22 protein-coding genes are annotated in these 20,561 nt (G+C 62.0%); 10 read left to right on the top strand and 12 right to left on the bottom strand.

Translation table 11 applies throughout. The features are described from left to right. The first annotated feature begins 335 nt into the window (after positions 1 to 335). The 7 genes from AC0L2X_RS24340 (at position 336) to AC0L2X_RS24370 (ending at position 7,812) form a co-directional block, all read left to right on the top strand. Complete coding sequence (locus AC0L2X_RS24340) at positions 336 to 1,598, top strand: N-acetylmuramoyl-L-alanine amidase (RefSeq protein ID WP_352668225.1); 1,263 nt, start codon at positions 336 to 338, stop codon at positions 1,596 to 1,598. A 214-nt stretch (positions 1,599 to 1,812) separates the two neighbouring features. Beyond that, on the top strand, positions 1,813 to 4,269 hold the full coding sequence (locus AC0L2X_RS24345) for a penicillin-binding protein 1A (protein WP_473561181.1): 2,457 nt from the start codon (positions 1,813 to 1,815) through the stop codon (positions 4,267 to 4,269). 167 nt (positions 4,270 to 4,436) lie between these two features. Next, a protein-coding gene (gene prfB / locus AC0L2X_RS24350) for a peptide chain release factor 2 (RefSeq protein ID WP_352451084.1) occupies positions 4,437 to 5,568 on the top strand; the annotation gives its coding sequence in 2 pieces (ribosomal slippage) (positions 4,437 to 4,502 and positions 4,504 to 5,568; 1,131 coding nt in all). A gap of 81 nt (positions 5,569 to 5,649) precedes the next feature. After that, a complete protein-coding gene (locus AC0L2X_RS24355) occupies positions 5,650 to 5,961 on the top strand; it encodes a hypothetical protein (RefSeq protein ID WP_352492522.1) in 312 nt (103 codons plus the stop codon). Positions 5,962 to 6,038: 77 nt separating this feature from the next. Continuing rightward, positions 6,039 to 6,425 (top strand): hypothetical protein, encoded by a 387-nt coding sequence (locus tag AC0L2X_RS24360; RefSeq protein ID WP_031212810.1) that lies wholly within the window; start codon positions 6,039 to 6,041, stop codon positions 6,423 to 6,425. 196 nt (positions 6,426 to 6,621) lie between these two features. Further along, positions 6,622 to 6,990, top strand: a complete 369-nt coding sequence (locus AC0L2X_RS24365) for a GFA family protein (RefSeq protein WP_023679923.1) — start codon at positions 6,622 to 6,624, stop codon at positions 6,988 to 6,990. Between the two features lie 174 nt (positions 6,991 to 7,164). Further along, positions 7,165 to 7,812, top strand: coding sequence for a YiaD family glycine zipper/OmpA-like lipoprotein (locus tag AC0L2X_RS24370; RefSeq protein WP_254817106.1), 648 nt, complete (start codon positions 7,165 to 7,167; stop codon positions 7,810 to 7,812). 82 nt (positions 7,813 to 7,894) lie between these two features. Here AC0L2X_RS24370 and AC0L2X_RS24375 read toward each other — a convergent pair whose 3' ends face one another. Both AC0L2X_RS24375 and AC0L2X_RS24380 read right to left on the bottom strand, forming a co-directional pair. Further along, on the bottom strand, positions 7,895 to 8,167 hold the full coding sequence (locus AC0L2X_RS24375) for a DUF2798 domain-containing protein (protein ID WP_473561180.1): 273 nt from the start codon (positions 8,165 to 8,167) through the stop codon (positions 7,895 to 7,897). A 44-nt stretch (positions 8,168 to 8,211) separates the two neighbouring features. Then, complete coding sequence (locus tag AC0L2X_RS24380; protein WP_473561178.1) at positions 8,212 to 9,096, bottom strand: NmrA family NAD(P)-binding protein; 885 nt, start codon at positions 9,094 to 9,096, stop codon at positions 8,212 to 8,214. A 121-nt stretch (positions 9,097 to 9,217) separates the two neighbouring features. On the opposite strand from AC0L2X_RS24380, the gene AC0L2X_RS24385 reads away from it, so the two are divergent. Beyond that, positions 9,218 to 10,111 carry a LysR family transcriptional regulator gene (locus tag AC0L2X_RS24385; protein ID WP_473561176.1) on the top strand — a complete coding sequence of 298 codons (894 nt, stop codon included), beginning with the start codon at positions 9,218 to 9,220 and terminating at the stop codon, positions 10,109 to 10,111. Positions 10,112 to 10,200: 89 nt separating this feature from the next. Here the strand turns inward: AC0L2X_RS24385 and AC0L2X_RS24390 are convergent, their stop codons facing one another. From AC0L2X_RS24390 to AC0L2X_RS24420, 7 genes are all read right to left on the bottom strand, one after another. After that, positions 10,201 to 11,772 carry a DEAD/DEAH box helicase gene (locus AC0L2X_RS24390; protein WP_473561174.1) on the bottom strand — a complete coding sequence of 524 codons (1,572 nt, stop codon included), beginning with the start codon at positions 11,770 to 11,772 and terminating at the stop codon, positions 10,201 to 10,203. A 190-nt stretch (positions 11,773 to 11,962) separates the two neighbouring features. Continuing rightward, positions 11,963 to 12,736, bottom strand: a complete 774-nt coding sequence (locus AC0L2X_RS24395; protein WP_023679915.1) for an NAD kinase — start codon at positions 12,734 to 12,736, stop codon at positions 11,963 to 11,965. A gap of 461 nt (positions 12,737 to 13,197) precedes the next feature. After that, the gene (locus AC0L2X_RS24400) at positions 13,198 to 13,956 is read right to left on the bottom strand and encodes an MBL fold metallo-hydrolase (RefSeq protein ID WP_473561173.1); all 759 of its coding nucleotides are present in this window, start codon (positions 13,954 to 13,956) and stop codon (positions 13,198 to 13,200) included. A 2-nt stretch (positions 13,957 to 13,958) separates the two neighbouring features. Then, positions 13,959 to 15,023, bottom strand: a complete 1,065-nt coding sequence (locus tag AC0L2X_RS24405) for an ABC transporter ATP-binding protein (RefSeq protein ID WP_473561172.1) — start codon at positions 15,021 to 15,023, stop codon at positions 13,959 to 13,961. Beyond that, on the bottom strand, positions 15,020 to 15,802 hold the full coding sequence (locus tag AC0L2X_RS24410) for an ABC transporter permease (protein ID WP_352492513.1): 783 nt from the start codon (positions 15,800 to 15,802) through the stop codon (positions 15,020 to 15,022). The genes AC0L2X_RS24405 and AC0L2X_RS24410 overlap by 4 nt, the downstream gene beginning before the upstream one ends. A gap of 2 nt (positions 15,803 to 15,804) precedes the next feature. Continuing rightward, positions 15,805 to 16,650 (bottom strand): ABC transporter permease, encoded by an 846-nt coding sequence (locus tag AC0L2X_RS24415; protein WP_473561170.1) that lies wholly within the window; start codon positions 16,648 to 16,650, stop codon positions 15,805 to 15,807. A 13-nt stretch (positions 16,651 to 16,663) separates the two neighbouring features. Continuing rightward, positions 16,664 to 17,770 (bottom strand): polyamine ABC transporter substrate-binding protein, encoded by a 1,107-nt coding sequence (locus AC0L2X_RS24420; protein ID WP_473561168.1) that lies wholly within the window; start codon positions 17,768 to 17,770, stop codon positions 16,664 to 16,666. A gap of 91 nt (positions 17,771 to 17,861) precedes the next feature. On the opposite strand from AC0L2X_RS24420, the gene AC0L2X_RS24425 reads away from it, so the two are divergent. After that, on the top strand, positions 17,862 to 18,476 hold the full coding sequence (locus tag AC0L2X_RS24425; RefSeq protein ID WP_473561167.1) for a TetR/AcrR family transcriptional regulator: 615 nt from the start codon (positions 17,862 to 17,864) through the stop codon (positions 18,474 to 18,476). Between the two features lie 50 nt (positions 18,477 to 18,526). On the opposite strand, the gene AC0L2X_RS24430 is transcribed toward AC0L2X_RS24425, so the two are convergent. Next, positions 18,527 to 18,727, bottom strand: a complete 201-nt coding sequence (locus tag AC0L2X_RS24430) for a DUF2905 domain-containing protein (protein ID WP_023679908.1) — start codon at positions 18,725 to 18,727, stop codon at positions 18,527 to 18,529. Between the two features lie 140 nt (positions 18,728 to 18,867). On the opposite strand from AC0L2X_RS24430, the gene AC0L2X_RS24435 reads away from it, so the two are divergent. After that, positions 18,868 to 19,434 carry a DUF2569 family protein gene (locus tag AC0L2X_RS24435; protein ID WP_473561166.1) on the top strand — a complete coding sequence of 189 codons (567 nt, stop codon included), beginning with the start codon at positions 18,868 to 18,870 and terminating at the stop codon, positions 19,432 to 19,434. Between the two features lie 64 nt (positions 19,435 to 19,498). On the opposite strand, the gene AC0L2X_RS24440 is transcribed toward AC0L2X_RS24435, so the two are convergent. Next, positions 19,499 to 20,137, bottom strand: a complete 639-nt coding sequence (locus AC0L2X_RS24440) for a cupin domain-containing protein (protein ID WP_473561165.1) — start codon at positions 20,135 to 20,137, stop codon at positions 19,499 to 19,501. Between the two features lie 133 nt (positions 20,138 to 20,270). Beyond that, complete coding sequence (locus AC0L2X_RS24445; protein ID WP_352492506.1) at positions 20,271 to 20,468, bottom strand: hypothetical protein; 198 nt, start codon at positions 20,466 to 20,468, stop codon at positions 20,271 to 20,273. Positions 20,469 to 20,561 lie beyond the last annotated feature (93 nt).

A 20,561-nucleotide genomic window follows, 5' to 3' on the forward strand; every position in this document is an offset into this window, starting at 1 on the left:
GCGATCACCGATGCCTTCTTCGCCTGAAGCGAAAGGAGCCGTCTTGCGTCTGACCTGTAGCAGGAAGCTGCGGAGGAGGACGGTTCCAGGATTGCAGTGATCCACCATCGCTTTTATGATTTGGCGGGTTGGAAGGCAACCCCGATTCCCGATGCCGGCAAAAAGCCGTTCCGCAGCGGAAGCCCCGGTCCCAAGCCTTCCATGAAAAGGCTTGGTTAACCTTCTCTGGATACCAATCGTTAATCGAGTTCGCGGCCTGCCAGAACTTTGACAAGCAATAAGGCACTTCGACAAGCGATCGGGCATGACGCCAAACGGGAGCGACTGGTAGAAAGATGGGACTGGCAGGCTTCGCAGACAAGGGCCGTCATCATGGAGGCCGGTTCTTCCGCACCGCCTGCCTGCTGCCGCTGATCCTGGCTTGCCTGGTCTTTTCGCCGCTTTCGCGTGCTGCCGACGCACCGCTCGGTGCCACAAGCTACAAGATGGCCGGCGATGCCACCAAGATGCGCATCGTCATCAATTTCGACCGCGAGCCCGACATCAAATGGTTCCTGCTGCGCGGCCCCAATCGTCTGGTCATCGATCTGCCGGCCACGAGATTCGCCCTCAATGCCAAGGATGTGAAGCCGCGCGGGCTTGTCCGCGCCGTGCGTTACGGCGAACTCGGCGAGAGGAAATCGCGGCTGATTCTCACCGGCAAGGGACCGTTCGCCGTCGACAATCTCGACGTGCTCAAGAACGATGACGGCAAGGGCTACCGCATCGCCATCGACATGTCGGCGGCGTCGCAGCGGGAATTCGATGCGGCGCTCGCCAATCAGGCGCTGACCACCGGCTCGACGGTCTCCGCCGACAAGGCCGGCAGGGTCGGTACCGGGCCGGTCTCCAATCCGGGCCATCGTTTCACCGTCGTCATCGATCCCGGCCATGGCGGCATCGACGGCGGTGCCGAGGGCCTGAACGGTACGGTCGAGAAGAACGTGACGCTCGCCTTCGCCATGGAACTGCGCGACAAGCTCGCCGCCGGCGGCAAATACGACGTGTTCCTGACGCGTGAGACCGATGTGTTCCTGCGGCTCGACGACCGCGTGCGCATTGCCCGCCAGCATGAGGCCGACCTGCTCATCTCGATCCATGCCGACACGATCAGCCTCAAGGGCATCCGCGGCGCTACCGTCTACACCGTGTCCGACAAGGCTTCCGATCCCGAGGCGCAAGCGCTTGCCGACCGTGAAAATCTTTCCGACCAGTTCGCCGGCATGGAGATCAAGGACGACAGCAAGGAAGTGACCGATATCCTGATCGACCTGATCCGCCGCGAGACGCATAATTTTTCGATGAGCTTTGCCCATACTCTCGTCGGCCAGCTTTCCACCAGCGTCGGCCTGATCAACAACCCGCAGCGTTCTGCCGGCTTCAAGGTGCTGAAGGCGCCGGATGTTCCATCCGTGCTGGTCGAACTCGGCTATCTGTCAAATGCCAAGGACGAAGCACAGTTGCTCAGCGCCGATTGGCGCAACAAGGCGACCCAGAGCATAACCAACGCCGTTGCACTGTTTGCTTCGGCCAAGAGCGGAACGGGGGCCGGAGGCTGAAATGCCCGCCGGCGCCCACAACCTGAAGCAGCGTTGCACGGCGACAACACCCTGTGCTTTTATTTCCGGCATTCGAAACCGAAATTCCATGCTGCCGTATTTTGCCCACATGGTCGCGACATGGGTTTTGCGATTACGGTTTGGGATCGTCCCGAAAGCTTGCGTGAAGGGCGGCTTCGTTTAGGAAATTCCCGAACCAAGGACTGGAGCGGGTATGATTCGTCTCATTGGCTATTTCTTCGGCATCGGCACGACGCTGGCCCTTTTGGTCGCGGCGGGCGTGGCGATCTATATCGGCCATTTGTCGAAGGACCTGCCCGATTACGAGGTGCTGGCCAAATACGAGCCGCCGGTGACGACCCGCATCCACGCGTCGGATGGCGCGCTGATGGCCGAATATGCGCGTGAGCGGCGGCTTTATCTGCCGATTCAGGCGATCCCGGATCGAGTCAAGGCGGCCTTCCTGTCGGCCGAGGACAAGAACTTCTACAATCATCCCGGCATCGACGTGACCGGCCTTGGCCGCGCCATTGTCGTCAACCTGCAGAATGTTGGCTCGGGAAAGCGCCAGGTCGGCGCCTCGACGATCACCCAGCAGGTGGCGAAAAACTTCCTGTTGTCTTCAGACCAGACCTACGAGCGCAAGATCAAGGAGATGATCCTGGCCTTCCGCATCGAGCAGGCCTATTCCAAGGATCGCATTCTCGAGCTCTATCTCAACGAGATTTTCTTCGGCTTCGGCGCCTATGGCGTCGCCGGTGCTGCGCTCACCTATTTCGATAAATCGGTGAACGAGCTCACCGTGGCCGAGGCCGCCTATCTCGCCTCTCTGCCGAAGGGTCCGAACAACTATCATCCCTTCAAGCATGCCGATCGCGCCTTGGAGCGCCGCAACTGGGTCATCGACCAGATGGTCGAGAACGGCTACGTCACACATGAAGAAGGCGAGAAGGCCAAGGCCGAGCCGCTCGGCGTCACGCCGCGCCGCACCGGCAATTATCTCTTCGCCGGGGAGTATTTCACCGAGGAAGTGCGTCGCCAGATCATCGCGCGCTATGGCGAGAATGCGCTCTACGAAGGCGGCCTTTCCGTCCGCACGACGCTCGATCCGAAGATGCAGCTGATTGCCCGCAAGGCCATGCAGAACGGTCTCATGAAGTTCGACACGCTGCGCGGCTACCGCGGGCCGGTCACGAGCATCGACATTTCCGGCGACTGGGGCGTGCCGCTGGGCAACGTCAAGCGATTGGAGGACGTGCCGGAATGGTCGCTCGCCGTCGTGCTCGACAGCTCGGCCACCGGCCTGTCCATCGGCCTGCAGCCGACGCGCCAGATCTCCGGCGAAATCGTCAAGGACCGCGTCGAAGGCACTGTCAGCAAGGAAGACATGAGTTTCGCCATGCGCCACGTGGTCGACGGCAGGACAGTCAAGGCGAAGTCGCCGGCCGACGTGCTGAAGCCGGGCGACGTGATTTTCGTGCAGAAGAACGAAGGCTCGGACAACAGCTACAGCTTGCGCCAGGTTCCCGAAGTGGAGGGCGGCCTGATCGCCATGGATCCGCATACCGGACGCGTCCTGGCCATGGTCGGCGGTTTCTCCTACGCGCAATCGGAGTTCAACCGGGCGACGCAGGCCATGCGCCAGCCCGGATCGTCGTTCAAGCCGATCGTCTATTCGGCCGCCCTCGACAATGGCTATACGCCTGCCTCGGTGATCATGGACGGGCCGATCACCATCCAGAGCGGCAACACGACCTGGACGCCCAAGAATTACGACGGAACGGTGGCCGGCCCGGCGACCTTGCGCTCCGGTATCGAGAAATCGCGCAACCTGATGACGGTGCGGCTTGCCAACGACATGGGCATGAAGCTGGTCGTGGAATATGCCGAGCGTTTCGGTGTCTACGACCATCTGGCGCCGTATCTGCCGATGGCGCTGGGATCCGGCGAGACGACGGTGATGCGCATGGTGTCGGCTTATTCGATCATGGCCAATGGCGGCAAGTCGATCAAGCCGTCGCTGATCGACCGCATCCAGGACCGCTACGGCAAGACCGTCTTTAGGCAGGACGAACGCGGCTGCTCGAACTGCAACGCCGCCGAGTGGCAGAACCAGCCAGAGCCGGAGCTGGTCGACAACTCCGAGCAGGTGCTCGATCCGATGACCGCCTACCAGATCACATCGATGATGGAGGGCGTCGTGCAACGCGGTACCGGCGCCACCATCAACGAACTCGGCCGCCACATCGCCGGCAAGACCGGAACGACCAACGACGAAAAGGATGCCTGGTTCATCGGCTTTACGCCGAACCTCGTTGTCGGCCTCTACATGGGCTACGATCAGCCGAAAGGTCTTGGCAAGGGCGCGACCGGCGGCGGCCTTGCCGCGCCGATCTTCAAGGACTTCATGCGCGTGGCGCTGGACGGCACGCCCAATGTCGACTTCAAGGTTCCGGAAGGCATGAAGCTGATTGCGATCAATCGCAAGACCGGCATGCGGGCCAACGCGGGCGACGCCGGAGCCTTCATCGAAGCCTTCAAGCCGGGTACAGGTCCCGCCGACAGCTATTGGGTGATCGGCATGGGTGCGGACGGCTCCAACGCCACCGGCGGGGCGCTGTCGCCGCAGGCCAACCAGGCCATCCAGTCGGGCGGCGGCGGGCTCTACTGACAATCGCTACATCGGGTCGGGCCGGCTTGACGATCTTGGTCGAGCCGGTTCATTCCGCTTTACAGGGGCCGGTACATTACAGGGGCCGGCGCTTTACAGGAGACCGTGCCGTCCCTATGTATCGCGCCACCAAACCGCCATCCAGCAACAGGACAGAACAGCCAGCCATGCGCGCGGAAACGCAAAATATTGTCGACGAGATCAGGCAGGCGATCACCCTGCTGAGGAGGCATCTTTGACTGGGACCAAGCCATAAAGCGGCTTGAGTACTTGAACGTCCGCGCCGAGGATTCCAGCCTCTGGAACGAGCCGCTGGAAGCACAAAAGCTGATGCGCGAGCGTCAGGGCCTCGAGGAAGGCATTGCCGCGGTCAAAGGCCTCACCCAGGCCCTGGAAGACAATATCGGCCTGATCGAGCTTGGCGAGGAAGAGGGCGACGAGGGCGTCATCGCGGAGGCCGAAGCGGCGATCCGCTCGATGCGCGGCGAGGCCAAGGCGCGCCAGATCGAAACGCTGCTGTCGGGCGAGGCTGATGCCAACGATAGCTATCTGGAAGTCCATGCCGGCGCCGGCGGCACCGAAAGCCAGGACTGGGCCTCGATGCTTCTGCGCATGTATACGCGCTGGGCCGAGCGCCGCCGCTTCAAGGTCGAGGTGCTGGAAGTGCATGACGGCGAAGAAGCCGGCATCAAGTCCGCCACGCTGCTGATCAAGGGCCACAACGCCTATGGCTGGCTGAAGACGGAATCCGGCGTGCATCGTCTCGTGCGGATTTCGCCCTATGACAGCAATGCGCGCCGCCACACCTCCTTCGCCAGCGTCTGGGTCTATCCCGTCATCGACGATACGATCGACATCGACGTTTCCGAATCCGACGTCCGTATCGACACTTACCGTTCTTCGGGATCGGGCGGCCAGCACGTCAACACTACCGACTCGGCGGTGCGCATAACCCATCTCGCCACCGGCATCGCGGTCGCCTGCCAGGCGGAGCGCTCCCAGCACAAGAACAAGGCGAAGGCCTGGGAAATGCTGCGCTCGCGGCTTTACGAGGAAGAGCTGAAGAAACGCGAAGCGGTGGCGAACGCCACGGAAGCGTCGAAGAGCGATATCGGCTGGGGCCACCAGATACGTTCCTACGTGCTGCAGCCCTATCAACTGGTGAAGGATCTGCGCACCGGTGTCGAGAGCACCAGCCCGTCGAGCGTGCTCGACGGCGACCTCGACGATTTCATGGAAGCCTCACTGTCGCAGCGGATCGAGGGTGGCGCTGGTGAAACGGTGGCCGATATCGACTGAGGCTGGCGGCACCAGTCCGGCAGTACCTGGTTTCATCACGCGAGAGTTACGGCCGTCGCGCGAGAGTGACGAGCTCTCAATTTGAACTTACCTGTCGTTCTACAACTTTGTTTTTCATCGAATTTTTCAAAATCGATTTACGCTTTTGACGCGGATGCCTCGGGCCTGCCGGTGCCAAGCCTGGAACCAGCGCGAGCCGATCCCGTTATTGGCGATCCCACTGCCGGGGTTGACCAGGTTTCGTCGATCAGGACGGCAGGTTGGTTCCGGTTGCAGAGGTCGGCGTTCGGTTGCGACAGCAATTACTTGCGCCAACCAAGGAATCAGCCCAGCATTCATGCGCTGGGGAGGAAAAAAGCATTTATGGCCGGACGCGGCGTATCTGCGACCTGACGATCCGGCCACTGGGAAGACACGTTCCGGGAACGGGCAAGCGAGATGCTTGACAACCGTTGATAGGAACTGCGCTCATGCCTGCTCTCACAACCAGACCGGCCCCAGTCGCCCGCACGGCGCGCCGACTCCTGAATTCACTTGTCGCGGCAGTGGTTTTGATAGCTGCCGCCATTCCATTTGCAGCGCCTGCTCTGGCGCATGATGCCAAGCCGACCGCGGCCATGCCGCAAGGCTGGAGCTATCCGTTCTCCTGCTGCTCGGGCTATGATTGCCGCGAGGTCTCTCAGACATCGATCAGCGAACGTCCCGAGGGCTATGTCATCAAAGGGACCGGGGAAGTCGTGGCCTATAGCGACAAGCGGATCAAGAATTCGCCCGACGGCGAATATCATTGGTGCTCCGTTGCCGGTGCTAATGACGGAAAGACCATCTGCCTGTTCGTGCCCCCCTCGTCCTATTAGCGCATGGCGCCCAAAAGCTTGCCCACGGCGTGACACCGAGGGCGTGCAGCGGTTTCGTATCGATGGGCCTTCGATCGGCAACCCAGCACTTTTAACCTGTGCATCGCAGGCTCGCAGGTCGCTGACAGGCAGTTGTCAGGAGCGTTTCTTTATGCTGCCTTTGCTTACGGGCGGTGGCATTGTGAGGGACTAATCCATGACCATCAAGGCAAGCTGCCACTGCAAGGCGACGACATTCGAGGTTTCGCAAGCGCCGCAGACAGTGACGCGATGCACCTGTTCCTTCTGTTCGAAACGCGGTTCGTTGTGGGCCTATTACACCCCATCGCAATTCAGACTCACCAGCCCGCCGGAGAATGTTTCGTTCTACCAGTGGGGATCGAAAACCATAAAACACGGTTTTTGCGCCACCTGCGGCTGCGGCACCTTCACCGAGACGCCGGACTGGTCGACAGGCGAGCCGAATTTCGACAATCCGAAGATCAGCGTGAACTCGCGGCTGTTCGACGATTTCGATCTCGACAAGGTCGAAGTGGTGGTCATCGACGGCAAGAATCTCTGGTAGCAGGTTGAATTGCGGTGGTCGCGCGAGCCGCTGCAGGCGTGTGGAATTGAGCCGGGGAAAGCCGCGGCAGCGGCTTTTGCTGGTCCGCTTTTCGCCGCATTTCATGTTACAAGTCGCTGGAAGGGCTGATGCGGTGCGCCGTTGCGTGGCCGTGGAATGGAGAGGGACCACCGTATGAAAAAGATTGTGCTCGCCGTCGTGGCGACGGCTGTGCTCGTGAGCGCATGCACCACCGATCCCTACACCGGGGAGCAGAAGGTTTCCAACACCGCTGCCGGCGCCGGTCTCGGCGCTTTGGCGGGTGCCGGGCTCGGCATGCTTGCCGGCGGCAACGACCGCCGCAACGCGCTGATCGGCGCGGGCATCGGCGCGCTTGCCGGCGGTGCCATCGGTGCCACCATGGACCAGAACGAGGCCGAACTGCGCCGGCAGCTTCAGGGCACCGGCGTCAGCGTCACCCGCACCGGCGACCAGATCATCCTCAATATGCCGTCCGACATCACTTTCAACGTCGACCAGGATGCGGTGAAGGCCGGTTTCTATCCGGTGCTGAATTCAGTGGCCCTTGTGCTGAAAAAGTTCCGCCAGACCACGGTCGACGTGTTCGGCCACACCGACTCGACCGGCAGCGACGAGCACAATTTCGACCTGTCGCAGCGGCGCGCATTGGCGGTCGCCAACTATCTGTCTGGACAGGGCGTCGATTCCCGCCGCTTCGCCGTCACCGGCTTCGGCAAGACGCGTCCGATCGCCTCCAACGCGACCGCTGCCGGCCGGGCTCAGAACCGCCGCGTCGAAATCCAGCTGTCGCCGCTTACCTGAGGCAAGCGTACGAACCTGGAGCGGCCTCGCAAGGGCCGCTCCAATGGCTATGCCGGACCGCCGGCCCCCTTCGTTCGTGATGTCAGGACCGGGCCGGCTGATCGACAATCGCGGCAACGATCCGGCGCACAATTGGAAGCACAATCAGCAGACTGGGAAACGCGACAAGCCATGAAGCGCCCCATGCACAGCTCCAGGCCGCAATAAACCCGTTCGTCCAGCCTGCGCCGATTGCCGTCGAGACCGCCGAGACAATCGAGGACATCAGAATCGAAAGAACCAACGGCATCACCACCGCGCCGTAGGAGGGTGGCAGCTTTCTCAATTTGAAGGCTCGGTTCGATGATGCATGCATCGAAATCTCCCAATCAGAAATGTGCGTAAGCGTTGTGAGGACGATCAGGCGGCATATGCCGTCTGCAGCGCCAATTCCCGAATGAAGCTTCGCAGCGAACGCGGCTCGCGGCCAAGCGCGGCGCGCAACGTCAGGCTGTTCCCGCCGAGGCCGTATTTGGCGTAGTGGCTGTGTACTTTGGCCAGCATCTGCAACTGGCGGTCGGTATAGGGAAGGCGGACCTTCGCCGCCCAGTCCTGAAATGTCGGCTCGCCCGCCGAAACCGGCCGGCCAAGCGCTTGGCTCATCATGGCGACGACCTCTTCGCGGCTGTGCATACCGTCGGCGCACAGTTCGAGGGTCGCATAGGACAAACGCGCTTCGGTCAGTGCGATCGCTGCCACTTCAGCCACGTCGCGGTAGTCGACGCGGGCGAGCTTCGCCGTCTTTGGAAACGGCTCGGCGAAAACGCCGTGCTCGACGACGGACGGCCAGGCGGCCGCGATATTTTGCATGAAATTGGCCGGGTGCAGAATGGTGTATTCCATGTTCGTCGAATAGAGGGCAGCTTCGACGGGTATCTTGCTTGCATGGTTTTCCAGCCTCGTGTTGGTGGGCTGGATCACCGACGAAAAGACGAACTTCCGAACGCCCGCTCGCGCCGCCGCCTCAACCATGGCAACCCCCATGGCGGCTTCGTCGGGAGCAAAGGCCGGTCCGATGTGAAAGACACCGTCGACACCTTTCACTGCCTGATCAAGGCTCTGATGGTTGCGCAGATCTCCGATCGCGATCTCGGATGCACCGGCTTTCCGGGCTTTTTCGGCAGCCGCCGCGTCACGAACAAGCGCTCGAACCCTGGCAGTGCGGCGGACGAGTTCAGGCACAACCAAACCGGCAACGCGGCCTGCGGCGCCTACGACCAGGACAGTTGGACTGGGTGTTCGCATGACGATCTCCTTCCCTCGAGTCTGCCTTTTCGGCCTATGCAGGGAAGATAAAATCTGGCGAACTGCGTTACAATTCATCGATTTTGCGATAGTTTCTCCCGAGTTTCGGGAGAAATACGCGATGAGCCGGATAGATGATTTCGAAGCCTTCATTGCCATTGTCGAGCATGGCAGCCTGACGGCTGCCGCACGCCGGCTAAACCGATCGCTGCAGTCGGTCAGCCGGTCCCTGGCGACATTGGAGGAATCAATCGGGGTCGAGCTTCTGCACAGGACGACACGCCGCTCTATGCCGAGCGAAGCCGGAGCGGCCTTTTTCCAGCGCATCAAACCCGCCGTCGAGGAAATTAACGAAGCCAGGCTTCAAGCGGCCAATCGACGGTCGGAGCCATCGGGCATCCTGCGCGTGAGTGCGCCGGTTCTGTTCGGCCCGGACTTCCTCGTGCCGGCAATCGCCGACTATATGCGGACATATCCCCGGGTCGAGGTTGACCTCCAGCTTTCCGATGAATTTGTCGATCTCGATGCAGAGGGTCTCGATCTGGCGGTAAGGATCGGCAATTTGCCGGATTCCAACTTACGTGCGAAGCGCCTGGGGGCGCTGCGGCGCGTGGTGTTCGGCGCGCCTGCCTACTTCCAGCAACACGGCCGACCGGCCCATCCGCTCGAACTGCGCGAGCATGAATGCATCGTACGAACCGTTGACGGCCGCCGAGGCGAATGGATGTTTCAGATTGAAGGCAAGCCCCGGCCGGTGAAGGTCGCGGGCACCTTCCGGTCGAATTTGATGATATCGATCTATGCGGCCGCGGTTCACGGATTGGGTTTGGGCTACTCGCCGCTTTGGCAGGTAAAACACCTGGTGGACGATGGCCGCCTGGAACTGGTTCTGACCGAATTTGAGCCGGTGCTAGTGCCGATACACGCCGTATGGCCGGAAGGCAGATCATCCTCGGCCAAAGTCCGCGCTTTTCTGGATCTGCTGGCATCCCGCCTGGAACTCAAGAACCTTTAGGACAAAGCGATCCAAGCCCTGGAAATGTGCCACGGAAGGGTGTCATTTGGAAGGAACTGCGCGGCCATGGGACGCGCGCGAGCGCCGTATCAGACCTTGGCGACTATACGCATAAAGGCCGGCATGTCGTCGCCGAAGCCGACGGTCGCGTCGTTGTCTTCCTGGCGCTGGCGGGCAGGGCGCTCGCGCTGCGGCCTGGTGTCGCCGCGTTCCGGCGCGCGCCGTTCGTTGCGATCGGGCGAAGCTTTGCGTTCGGTGTTTTCGGAGCGGATCGCGTCCTTGCGGGTACGCCGCTCGCCGATGTCGGCGACTTCGGCCACGACCGGCTGTTCCTCGCTGACCGCTTCCGGCGCCGCTTCTTCGCTGCGCTTGGCGTGGCGTTCACGCGGCTTGCGCTCGCCCCTGTCCTTGGCGTCGTCCTTGCGGCCGGCGCGGCGTGGCGCACCTCGGCCACGGCGCGGGGCCTCATCCTCGCCGCTCTCGCTGGCGACGACCGTCGACAAATCGCCGTCATGCCACTCGATCTTGGTGCCGATCAGCCGCTCGATGGCGTCGATGTATTTGGTGTCCGACTTGGTCGCGATGGTGAAGGATTTGCCGGAGCGTCCGGCGCGGCCGGTACGGCCGATGCGGTGGACGTAATCCTCGGCGTGGATCGGCACGTCGTAATTGAAGACATGGCTGACATCGGGAATGTCGAGGCCGCGCGCCGCGACGTCCGAAGCAACGAGGTAGCGCAGCTTGCCGTCGCGGAAATTGGCCAGCATCTGCATGCGCGCGCGCTGGTCCATGTCGCCGTGCAGAGCGCCGGCGTCGAAATCATATTTCAAGAGCGAGCGGAACAGCTCCGATACTTCGATCTTGCGGTTGCAGAAGATGATGGCGTTCTTCAGCTCGGCATCCTCGGCCTTCATCAGATTGCGCAGCGTCTCGCGCTTGTCCCAGGGTTTCGGCCCGGATTTCACCAGCCGCTGGATGATGTTGGTGGCGGCCGATGCTGCCTTCGACACTTCGACGCGCACCGGCGCGTGAAGGAATTTCTCGGTGAGCTTGGTGATTTCCGGCGGCATCGTCGCCGAGAAGAACAGCGTCTGCCTGGTGAACGGGATCATCTCGCAGATACGCTCGATGTCGGGGATGAAGCCCATGTCGAGCATGCGGTCGGCCTCGTCGATGACGAGGATCTCGACGCCGTTGAGCAGGAGCTTGCCGCGCTCGCGATGGTCGAGCAGGCGGCCGGGAGTCGCGATCAGCACGTCGGCGCCGCGCTCGAGCTTCTTGTCCTGCTCGTCGAAGGACACGCCGCCGATCAGCAGCGCGATGTTGAGCTTGTGGTTCTTGCCGTATTTGACGAAGTTTTCCTCGACCTGCGCGGCGAGCTCGCGCGTCGGCTCGAGGATCAGCGTGCGCGGCATGCGGGCGCGGGCGCGGCCCTTTTCCAGCCGGGTGAGCATCGGCAGGACGAAGGACGCCGTCTTGCCGGTGCCGGTCTGGGCAATGCCCAGCACGTCCTTGCCGAGCAAGGCGTGAGGGATGGCGCCAGCCTGGATCGGCGTCGGCTCGGTGTAGCCGGCATCGGTAACTGCGGAAAGGACCTTCGGCGACAGGCCGAGGTCTGCGAAGGTCAACGCTTCTTGAGCGATCTGGGTGTCTGAGGACAAGTTTGGCTGTCTTTGGCTGGTTCGGGGGCGCAACATAAGCAGTCGCGGCAAGCGCCGCGCGCCTGCAAGATTGGTATTGCAGGTAGGCGCAAGCCCACGATTTGTCAACACAAACGGGCGGCATTGGCGCGATTGTGAAGTCGTAACCTTAATCGCGATGCTTAATTTGCGCAGTGGCTGCCGCGCCGCCTCAATACCTGAACTGTTCGGCGAGAATGCGCTCGTTCCACGAATGGTTGGGATCGAACAGCAGCGTCGCCGTTGCCGTCGGCGATTCCCTCACCGTGACCGTCGTCACCGCCTTGACTTCGGTGTGGTCGGCGGCGGCATTCACCGGCCGCTTTTCCGGCTCCAGAATGTCGAAACGCACGATCGCCTTGTTGGACAGCAGCGCGCCGCGCCAGCGCCGCGGACGAAACGGGCTGACCGGGGTCAGCGCCAGCAGCGGAGCGTCGAGCGGAAGGATCGGCCCGTGCGCCGACAGATTATACGCGGTCGAGCCGGCCGGCGTCGCAATCATCACGCCGTCGCAGTGCAATTCCTCCAGCCGCTCTTGCCCATCCACGGTGATGCGGATCTTGGCGGTCTGGTAGGACTGGCGCCAAAGCGCGACCTCGTTGATCGCCAGCGCCGAAATCGTCTCGCCCTCCGCCGTCACTGCCTGCATCTCCAGCGGACGGATGGTTTCGGCAACGGCCGCCGCAATGCGCCCGGTCAAGCCGCTGGCGCGGTATTCGTTCATCAGGAAACCGATGGTGCCACGGTTCATGCCGTAGACCTTCTTTCCCGTGCTCATCGTCTCGCGCAGCGTCTGCAGCAGAAAGCCGTCGCCGCCGAGCGCCACGACGATCCCGGCCTCTTCGACGGATGCCTGGCCGTAGCGCGCAGAAAGGCTTTCCAGCGCCGCATTGGCGTCGGCTGTACCGGATGAGACGAAGGCGAAACGGCTGGCGGTTTTGCTCATGGCTCTCAACGACAACCGATTGGCGACGACCGTCTGGCGACCGATTGGCGGCGACCGGTTGCTGGGCCGCGCCAGCGCCGGGTTAGCATGGGTGGGCATTTCTGCAAAGGGAGGGAGGTGCCTGGAGATGGCGGCCAAATAAGACGCACTCGCGCATCATGTCGCGGGACAAAATGATGTGATGGTTAAGATCCGCCTTAAACTCTCGTAAAGCCGGATCGATCATGTTAGCCGGCAGCGGACGGGCGGCGTGGGGGCTAACCAGTCGAGGCCGATCTATTGCCGCTGGCACGCTTGATTATTGTCTTCCTGATGCTGGCAAGTTTTGCCCTGGCTTTCGCGGAACTGGTGCGCCAGTCGGAGGAAAAGAGTTTTAGACCCGAGCCCACGGCCTCACGCTGCGGCGACGCGGTGGGGACACCCTGTCCGCAAAGGGCGCTTTGACGCAATAACCCTAGTCCTTATCGGGCGAGCAGATGGCAGCCGGCCTGGCGCTTTTGCGCGAGATACTCGTCGACAAGCTGGCGATAGCGGACTTTGCCGAAGCTCGGGAAATGGCCGCCATGCACGACCGAGACATCGAGGTTGCGCATGCGCAGCAGCGTTTCCACATAATCGTCGATATCGGAGTGATAGACGTCGTCGATCAGCGGGCCGTCATAGACGATGTCGCCGGAAAACAGGATGCCCGTCCTGTTTTCGTAGAGCGCAATGCCGCCGGGTGAATGACCGGGCGTGTGGATCACCTCGAAGGCACGGTCGCCGAGATCGACGATATCGCCTTGCTCGAGCAACTGGCCGGCTGGTGCGGGCAGGATCCGGTAGTGCTTCGCATCCCAGCCTTGCGGCATGCCGTCGAACATCTCGTCGGTGGCATAGCGGTCGGCAACCGTCCATTCGTTGCGCGGATCGGCGAGGATCTCGGCCTCGGCCGGGTGGACGCAGCGGTCGGGAAATTCGTGATGGCAGCCGATATGATCGAAATGCGTGTGGCTGGCCACGCAGGTGAGCTTGCGTTCCGTCACCAGCGGCACATGGCGCCGCAGGCTGAAATGGCCGAGGCCGGTGTCGAACAGAAGATCGCGGTCGCTCCCGCGCACATGCCAGATGTTGCAGCGGAAGAACGGCTTGATCCACGGCTCGTGGATCAGCGTCACGCCATCGCCCATGCGGATGGTTTCGTACCAGTGGCCGGCGTCGATGGTTGGAAGCGTGCTCATGTTCAGTCCGCAAGCAGGATGATGTCGCCAGCATCGCACGATACCGCGACCACGTCGCCCGGCTGGACGGCCGATACGGCCGAGACCTTGGCGATGAAGTGCAGCGCCGGGTCGGTCGTGGAGGTCCCCAGCACGCGCTTGAAGCTGCCCTGAAAGACGACATCGTTCACCTTGATCATGCCAAGTGCCACAGCACCGCCGGCAGCGCCGAGGACAAGATGCTCAGGCCGGATGGCCAGCGCAACGGTCGAGCCGACCGGCAATGTGCCGGCCAGCGAGAGCTGCCCAAGCTTCGTGGTGACGGTGATTTTGCCGCTCTTCGCCTCCGTCACCGTTCCCGATATCAGCGTGCTTTCGCCCATGAAAGTCGCGGAAAAGCGCGTCGCCGGCCGTGCATAGACGCGCTCGGGCGGTCCTTCGTCCTCGATGCGCCCGTCATTCATCACCACGCAATGATCGGCCAGCGCCATCGCTTCTTCCTGGTCGTGGGTGACGTGGATGAAGGCGGTGCCGACGCGTTTCTGGATCGCCTTCAGTTCGTCCTGCATCTGCCGGCGCAATTTCAGGTCGAGCGCGCCGAGCGGCTCGTCGAGCAACAGCACCGCCGGCTCGACCACCAGGGCGCGCGCCAGGGCCACGCGCTGCCGCTGACCGCCGGAAAGCTGGTGCGGCTTCTTGTCGAAGGCGGTGGCCAGCCCAACCAGCGCTAGCGCCTCGCGCGCCCTTGTTGCCCGGGTTGCGCCATCGACACCCTGCATGCGCAGGCCGAAGCCGACATTGCTGCCGACGCTCATATGCGGGAACAGCGCATAGTCCTGGAACACGGTCGTCGTCGGCCGCTTCGCCGGTGGGACGGCGGTGCAGTCCTCGCCGCGGATCAGCACCTTGCCTTCGCTCGGCGTGACGAAGCCGCCGAGGATGGACAGAAGCGTCGTCTTGCCGGAGCCGGACGGCCCGAGCAGGATCGTGTAGCTGCCCGGCTCGATCGTCAGCGAGACGTTCTTCAGCACCGTGTGCTGGCCGAAGCGATGCGAGACGGAGCTTATATCGACCAGTGGCGCACTCATGCCGGCTTCCTCCGCAACAGCATCAGCTCGAACAATACCACCAGTACGATGGAGACGGCGAAGACCAGCGAGCCGACGGCGTTGGTCTTGGGATTGAGGCCGGAGCGCAGCAGGTTCCAGATCTCGACCGGCAGCGTCGTGTCGAAGCGCGTCAACAGGAACGAGATCACGAATTCGTCCCAGGAGAAGGTCATCGACAGGAAGAAACCAGCGAAGATAGCCGGCGCCATGACAGGCACCGTGATCAAAAGCAGCACCTTCCATTCGGGCGCGCCGAGGTCGCGCGCCGCGCGCTCGATATTGATCTGGTGGTCGCCCATCTGGCTGTAGACGATGGCAAAGCAGAGCGGCAGGTTGATCACCACATGGCCGATGCCGGCGGCAGTGAGCGACTTCGGCACGCCGGCCCAGTTGAACAGCACCAGCAACCCCATGCCGATGATCAGATAGCTGACGGTCAATGGCAGCGTGATCAGCCCGCGCATCAGGCCCGAGCCCGGCAAGGCGAAGCGCGCAAAACCCCAGGCGGAGAGGAAGCCGAGCGTGACGGCGGCAGCCGAGGAGACGACCGCCACCAGCAGCGAATTGACCAGCGCCGAGGTCAGCCGCGTGTCGGCAAGCACGGCCTCGTACCAGCGCAGCGACGGCCCGGTGAAGGGCGGGATCGGAAACGACGTCGCCTGCAGCGAAAACAGCACCAGCACCACCACCGGCAGGAAGATGAAGCCATAGATGGCGAGGGCGTAAAGGCCGGAGACGAGGCGGATGAAAGCGCGCATGGTCAGGCCCGCTCGATCTTCAGCCAGCGGGCGCAGGCGAGATAGGCGATGGTGACCACCGCCATCAGGATGATCGACAGCGCCGAAGCGAGCGGAAAGTCGCCGCGCCGGCCGATCTGCATCATGACGAGTTGCGGCATCAACAGCTCGTTGTTGCCGCCGAGGATCTGCGGCGTGATGTAGTCGCCGATGCACAGCACAAAGGTGAGGAAGGCGCCGACCATGATGCCGGGCAGCGTCAGCGGCAGAACGACATGCAGGAATGTGCGCACCGGCCCGGCGCCGAGGTCGGCGGCGGCCTTGCGGTAGCTTGGGCTGAGCTGCTTCAGATTGGCGAAGATCGTCAGCGTCAGTAGCATGACGAAGAAATGCACGAAGCCGGTGACGGTCGCTAGCCGCGTATTGGCGAGCTGCAGCGGTTCGCCGAACAGGCCGGAGCCGGTCAGCACGCGGTTGACGACGCCGTTCTGCGCCAGCACCAGCAGCCACGAATAAGAGCGCACGACATAGGAGGTCCAGAACGGCAGCACCGCCAGCATCAGCGCCAGCCGCTGCCAGCGCTCCGGCACCTGCTCGGCCAGAATCCAGGCAAAGGGATAGGCAAGCAACACGGAGATCACGGTAACGATGGCGGTGACCTGCAGCGAGTTCACCATCGCCTGCCAGTAAGATGGATTGGCAAAGAACTGGCTGTAGTTGGACAGCGTGAAGCCGCCGCCTTCATGCGCCGTCAGGCTGGATACGGCCATGGCGACGAAGGGCAGCACGAAGAACAGCAACGTCCAGCCGAGCGCCGGCGTGACCAGCGCCCAGGGCAGGGCACGTTCACTCTTTGTGGCAGCGCTCACGACCGGCAGCCGGTCATTGCGCCTGTAGCATTTCGGTCCAGACGTCCTGCATCTTCTTGTCGAGATCGGCGTTCGGCGCCGGATAGGACTGGGCGCGGGCGAGGAACTCCGGCTGCTCGTCGAAGCGCAGGATCTTCTTCTGCTCGTCGCTCAACGCCGCCTTGCTGTTCGCCGGCATGCCCCAATAGCAGGACGAGGTGGCGAGCCGCGCCTGGCCTTCGGGGCTCATAATGTACTGGATGAATTTAAGCGCCAGCTCCTTGTTCTTGGAATCCTTGAACATTGCCAGCGACTGCGACCACAGCACGGCGCCTTCCTTCGGAATTGAGAAGTCCAGCGCAGGGTTTTCCTTGGCCAGCCCCGCCGTCACCCATTCGCCGCCGCCGACCAGTATGTCGACCTCGCCGGTCGCCAGCGCCGTCTGGCTGGCGGTCACTTCGCCGACCAGCTTGGCGTTGGCCTTCATTTTGAGCAGCTCTTCCTTGATGGCGGGAAGGTCGGCTTCGGTCAGTTGCGCCGTCTTCTTGCCGATCGCCAGTGCGGCCATGCCGATGACCGGCAGGTAATAATCGTAGATGGCGATCTTGCCCTTGTATTTGTCACCGGTCAGCGCGGCAAGCGACTGCATGTCGGCCGGGTCGACCTTGGTCTTGTTGTAGCCGATCGTGTTGTAGCCGAACTTTTCGGTGATGCCGTAGCGCTTGCCGTCGACGACAGTGGAGCTATCCATCTTCACCTGCGGAAACAGATCGGACAGCGGCAGCTTGTCTTCCGGCAGCGGCTCGAACAGACCCTTTTCGACGCCGCGCGGTACGTCGATGCTGTCGATCACCATCACGTCCCAGTCGCCGGGCTGCGACTGGTCGACGATGGCCAGGCCGGCGCCGGTGCCTTCGAATTCCTTGACATTGACCTTGACGCCGTTCGCCTCCTCGAACGGCTGCAACAGCGCCGGATCGGCGTGATCGCACCAGATCAGCGCGTTGAGGTCCTGCGCCTGAGCGAGGCTGCCCGCCGCCAGCAGCAGTGCTGCCGCGGCACAGGCGCCCTGGAGATGGCTCCTCAGAACGGAAAGTGGATTCCTGACGGTTGGATTGGGGGTCTTTGGATTGACGGACATCGAGTGTTCTCCCTTGCCTTTTTGGCTTGTCGCAAAAAATTGAACCAATTCTAAAATTGAGTCAATTCTGTTTTTGTGGCAAACAGCCGCTATGAGCGGATTGCGGGCAAGGCAGAAGGCGGATCGGCACCGCCGTATCATCGAGGCAGCGGCGGCGCTTTTCCGCGACGCCGGCTATGAAGGCGCCAAGATCGAGACCATCGCCGCGCAGGCCGAAGTCTCGGTCGGCACGATCTACAACTACTACCAGAACAAGGGCGACATCCTCGGCGCCATCGTTTCGATGGAGGTCAACGAGGTGCTCAATGCCGGGCGCGGCGTCGTCGCCAACCCGCCGGCCAATGTCGGCGACGCGCTAGACACGCTGCTCGGCATCTATATCGAGCACTCGCTGCATTACCTCAGCAAGGAGATGTGGCGGCAGGCGATGGCGATCTCGACGCAACTGCCGGACAGCCCGTTCGGCCAGGCCTACACCGCGCTAGACCGCGCACTGACCGAGCAGATACGTGCGCTTATCGCCCGCCTGCAGGCATTCGGCCTGGTGCGCCGCGACATCGACGGGACGGCGCTCGGCGAACTCATCTTCAACAACATGAACATGATGTTCATCGAGTTCGTGAAGCGCGAGGAAGCGAGGATTGCAGAGTTGCGCACGGCGATACGGCGGCAGAACCGGATATTGGTGGCAGCGATCGGAGTGTAAGAAGATCAAGAGCGAGTAGGGCCTGCAACACAAATCGCCCGGAGCATCGCCTAACGGTTGATCAGCCATAGAATGGCCGAGAGCACGATGCTGACAAGTATCCCCGTGGTGATGGGGACATAAAGCCTGAAGTTCTCACGCTCGATCACGATATCGCCGGGCAGCCTGCCAAGGCCGGTCCGGGCCAACCAAGGCCACAGCAGGCCTATGGCAACTATGCTGAGGCCAACGACGATCAGAGTTCGCGACATGGCAGCATCCTGCCGGAAATAGCATCGTGCCAGAAATATAGTGTTGCCGGGTCTTGCAAGCAGCGCTTCCTTTCGATGTTGCCTCTTGAGTTGAGGTTGAAATCTGATACAACCTAAAAGGGCATCAAGGGAGGGATTGGATGCAGATTTCCATCTGGCATTGGGCAATACTGCTGCTGCTGATCGGCGTGCCTGTCTTTTTTGCTGTCCGATCTGCGACAAAGCCCTCAGGGAATCCAGCAGCCCCTGTGGGAATTGGCGGCTGGCTTATGCTGCTGGCGATCCTTCAGGCTCTCTCCCCGCTACGCACGCTCGTCTCATTGGGCTCATCGAGTGAAGGCTACCGACAGCTCAGGACGCTCCCGAATGGCACTTTGGCGGTCTACGGCGAGATTGCCCTCTTGCTGGCGTTTATGGTGTTCCAGGTGGTTGTGCTCTTTGCGATGCTGCTGCGGAGTTACCGCTTCAAGCAGCTGTTCCTGTATCAGTGGTTCGCGATACCAACCGTGTTTATTCTGGACGCGGTATGGATCTCTGTGGTTATGAGCGCTCCTGTGAGCTTGGTGCTTGCAGGGGATGCACTGGTAATGCCGGCAGTTTCTTTTGTCCTGACCGGCATCTGGGTCGCCTACGTCTACAAGTCGGTCAGGGTGAGAAACACGTTCGACAGGGCCGCGATTTCCGGTCAGGTCGCGAGTGCGTCATAGAGCTTGCCGCGAGTCCTATGCATGGCTGCCGACAAAAATGCTGGGCGCCCAATTTGGACCCGGATCATCCGGCTACTAGGCCTGCTCTCGCGAGGATTTCAGGAGCCGGCGTGACATGCCCGTGCGGCTTGCAGTAGTCCGGGTCGATCGCGCGATAGCCGAGCAGATGGCCGAGTGGCGCCAGGATCGCCAGCGCCACTCGCTGAATCGCAGGTGGCGGGTGCGTGAAGACGATTACGTCGGCAAATTCCCTGGCGATGACTGCCGCCTGAAGCGGCGAAGGCCTGCCTTTTCTGTCCACCTTGCCGGCATTGGCCAAGCCGAAGAGCATGCCGATCAGCAGCTCGAAACGGTTCGGGTCGACATTGTCCGCACCTGGCGCCCGGTCGACTTCGACCAGGACATGCGCTTCTTCGGTTTTGCTGCTGTTCCACCAATCATGTGCGACGCCTGCTTCGACCGTGGCGGATTGGCCAGGCCCCAGGGACAAAGTCTTCCCGGCGATGCAAGCGTCGAGCCGGCCACGGAGGACGGTAAACCGTTCCGTCAGGTTCGGGTGGAAGTGCTCGCCCACCACGGCGGCTCCCGGCCGGGCGGTCAGATGAGCGATACCCGGTCCCTGGCCGCGGTCTTCGGTGCCACGCAGGATGACTGCATATTCGCCGGTCACCTTGTTCTCGTAGACATCTCCACAGCGTGACATAGATCAGCTCCGGGTTTCAGAGCACCAGGGCCTGGCAATTTATCGTCAAAGGGTCGGTCGTTCAACGACGCTTGAACGGGCGATTGCGGAAACACCAGCCGCCGGCTCCTCGTCAATGCGGGCGATCAGCGCTCTACCGAATATGCTTGGGCGGCCGCGCTCGTGGAAACGGCACGACCGTCAGTGGCGCCTTGCGGAATTCCGCGATGGCTATTTCTTCAATCAGCGCGTCGAGGGCCTCGTTGACGCGTCGGCTCGTTTCATCCGCGCCGCAGAGGCGGTTTTGTGTGCACTCCAAAAGCTCGCGCGCCGCGGCGAAATCACTCCGCATGACAACACCCGTTGGTTTTGGCCCGCCGCACGAACATTGTCGGCGCGCTTAATTGAGCGAGTGCTAATATACACAGGGGTAATTTAATCGAAT

The sequence above is a fragment of the Mesorhizobium sp. WSM4828 genome, from assembly GCF_055811175.1.

What these genes read in the sequence shown, in the direction of transcription:
- AC0L2X_RS24430 (WP_023679908.1), bottom strand. Translation starts at nt 18,727, where the DNA reads ATGTCGCGAACTCTGATCGTCGTTGGCCTCAGCATAGTTGCCATAGGC.
- AC0L2X_RS24395 (WP_023679915.1), bottom strand. Translation starts at nt 12,736, where the DNA reads ATGAGCAAAACCGCCAGCCGTTTCGCCTTCGTCTCATCCGGTACAGCC.
- AC0L2X_RS24360 (WP_031212810.1), top strand. Translation starts at nt 6,039, where the DNA reads ATGCCTGCTCTCACAACCAGACCGGCCCCAGTCGCCCGCACGGCGCGC.
- AC0L2X_RS24340 (WP_352668225.1), top strand. Translation starts at nt 336, where the DNA reads ATGGGACTGGCAGGCTTCGCAGACAAGGGCCGTCATCATGGAGGCCGG.
- AC0L2X_RS24435 (WP_473561166.1), top strand. Translation starts at nt 18,868, where the DNA reads ATGCAGATTTCCATCTGGCATTGGGCAATACTGCTGCTGCTGATCGGC.
- AC0L2X_RS24385 (WP_473561176.1), top strand. Translation starts at nt 9,218, where the DNA reads ATGAGCCGGATAGATGATTTCGAAGCCTTCATTGCCATTGTCGAGCAT.
- AC0L2X_RS24345 (WP_473561181.1), top strand. Translation starts at nt 1,813, where the DNA reads ATGATTCGTCTCATTGGCTATTTCTTCGGCATCGGCACGACGCTGGCC.
- AC0L2X_RS24370 (WP_254817106.1), top strand. Translation starts at nt 7,165, where the DNA reads ATGAAAAAGATTGTGCTCGCCGTCGTGGCGACGGCTGTGCTCGTGAGC.
- AC0L2X_RS24445 (WP_352492506.1), bottom strand. Translation starts at nt 20,468, where the DNA reads ATGCGGAGTGATTTCGCCGCGGCGCGCGAGCTTTTGGAGTGCACACAA.
- AC0L2X_RS24410 (WP_352492513.1), bottom strand. Translation starts at nt 15,802, where the DNA reads ATGCGCGCTTTCATCCGCCTCGTCTCCGGCCTTTACGCCCTCGCCATC.
- AC0L2X_RS24440 (WP_473561165.1), bottom strand. Translation starts at nt 20,137, where the DNA reads ATGTCACGCTGTGGAGATGTCTACGAGAACAAGGTGACCGGCGAATAT.
- AC0L2X_RS24375 (WP_473561180.1), bottom strand. Translation starts at nt 8,167, where the DNA reads ATGCATGCATCATCGAACCGAGCCTTCAAATTGAGAAAGCTGCCACCC.
- AC0L2X_RS24420 (WP_473561168.1), bottom strand. Translation starts at nt 17,770, where the DNA reads ATGTCCGTCAATCCAAAGACCCCCAATCCAACCGTCAGGAATCCACTT.
- AC0L2X_RS24380 (WP_473561178.1), bottom strand. Translation starts at nt 9,096, where the DNA reads ATGCGAACACCCAGTCCAACTGTCCTGGTCGTAGGCGCCGCAGGCCGC.
- AC0L2X_RS24365 (WP_023679923.1), top strand. Translation starts at nt 6,622, where the DNA reads ATGACCATCAAGGCAAGCTGCCACTGCAAGGCGACGACATTCGAGGTT.
- AC0L2X_RS24405 (WP_473561172.1), bottom strand. Translation starts at nt 15,023, where the DNA reads ATGAGTGCGCCACTGGTCGATATAAGCTCCGTCTCGCATCGCTTCGGC.
- AC0L2X_RS24400 (WP_473561173.1), bottom strand. Translation starts at nt 13,956, where the DNA reads ATGAGCACGCTTCCAACCATCGACGCCGGCCACTGGTACGAAACCATC.
- AC0L2X_RS24425 (WP_473561167.1), top strand. Translation starts at nt 17,862, where the DNA reads ATGAGCGGATTGCGGGCAAGGCAGAAGGCGGATCGGCACCGCCGTATC.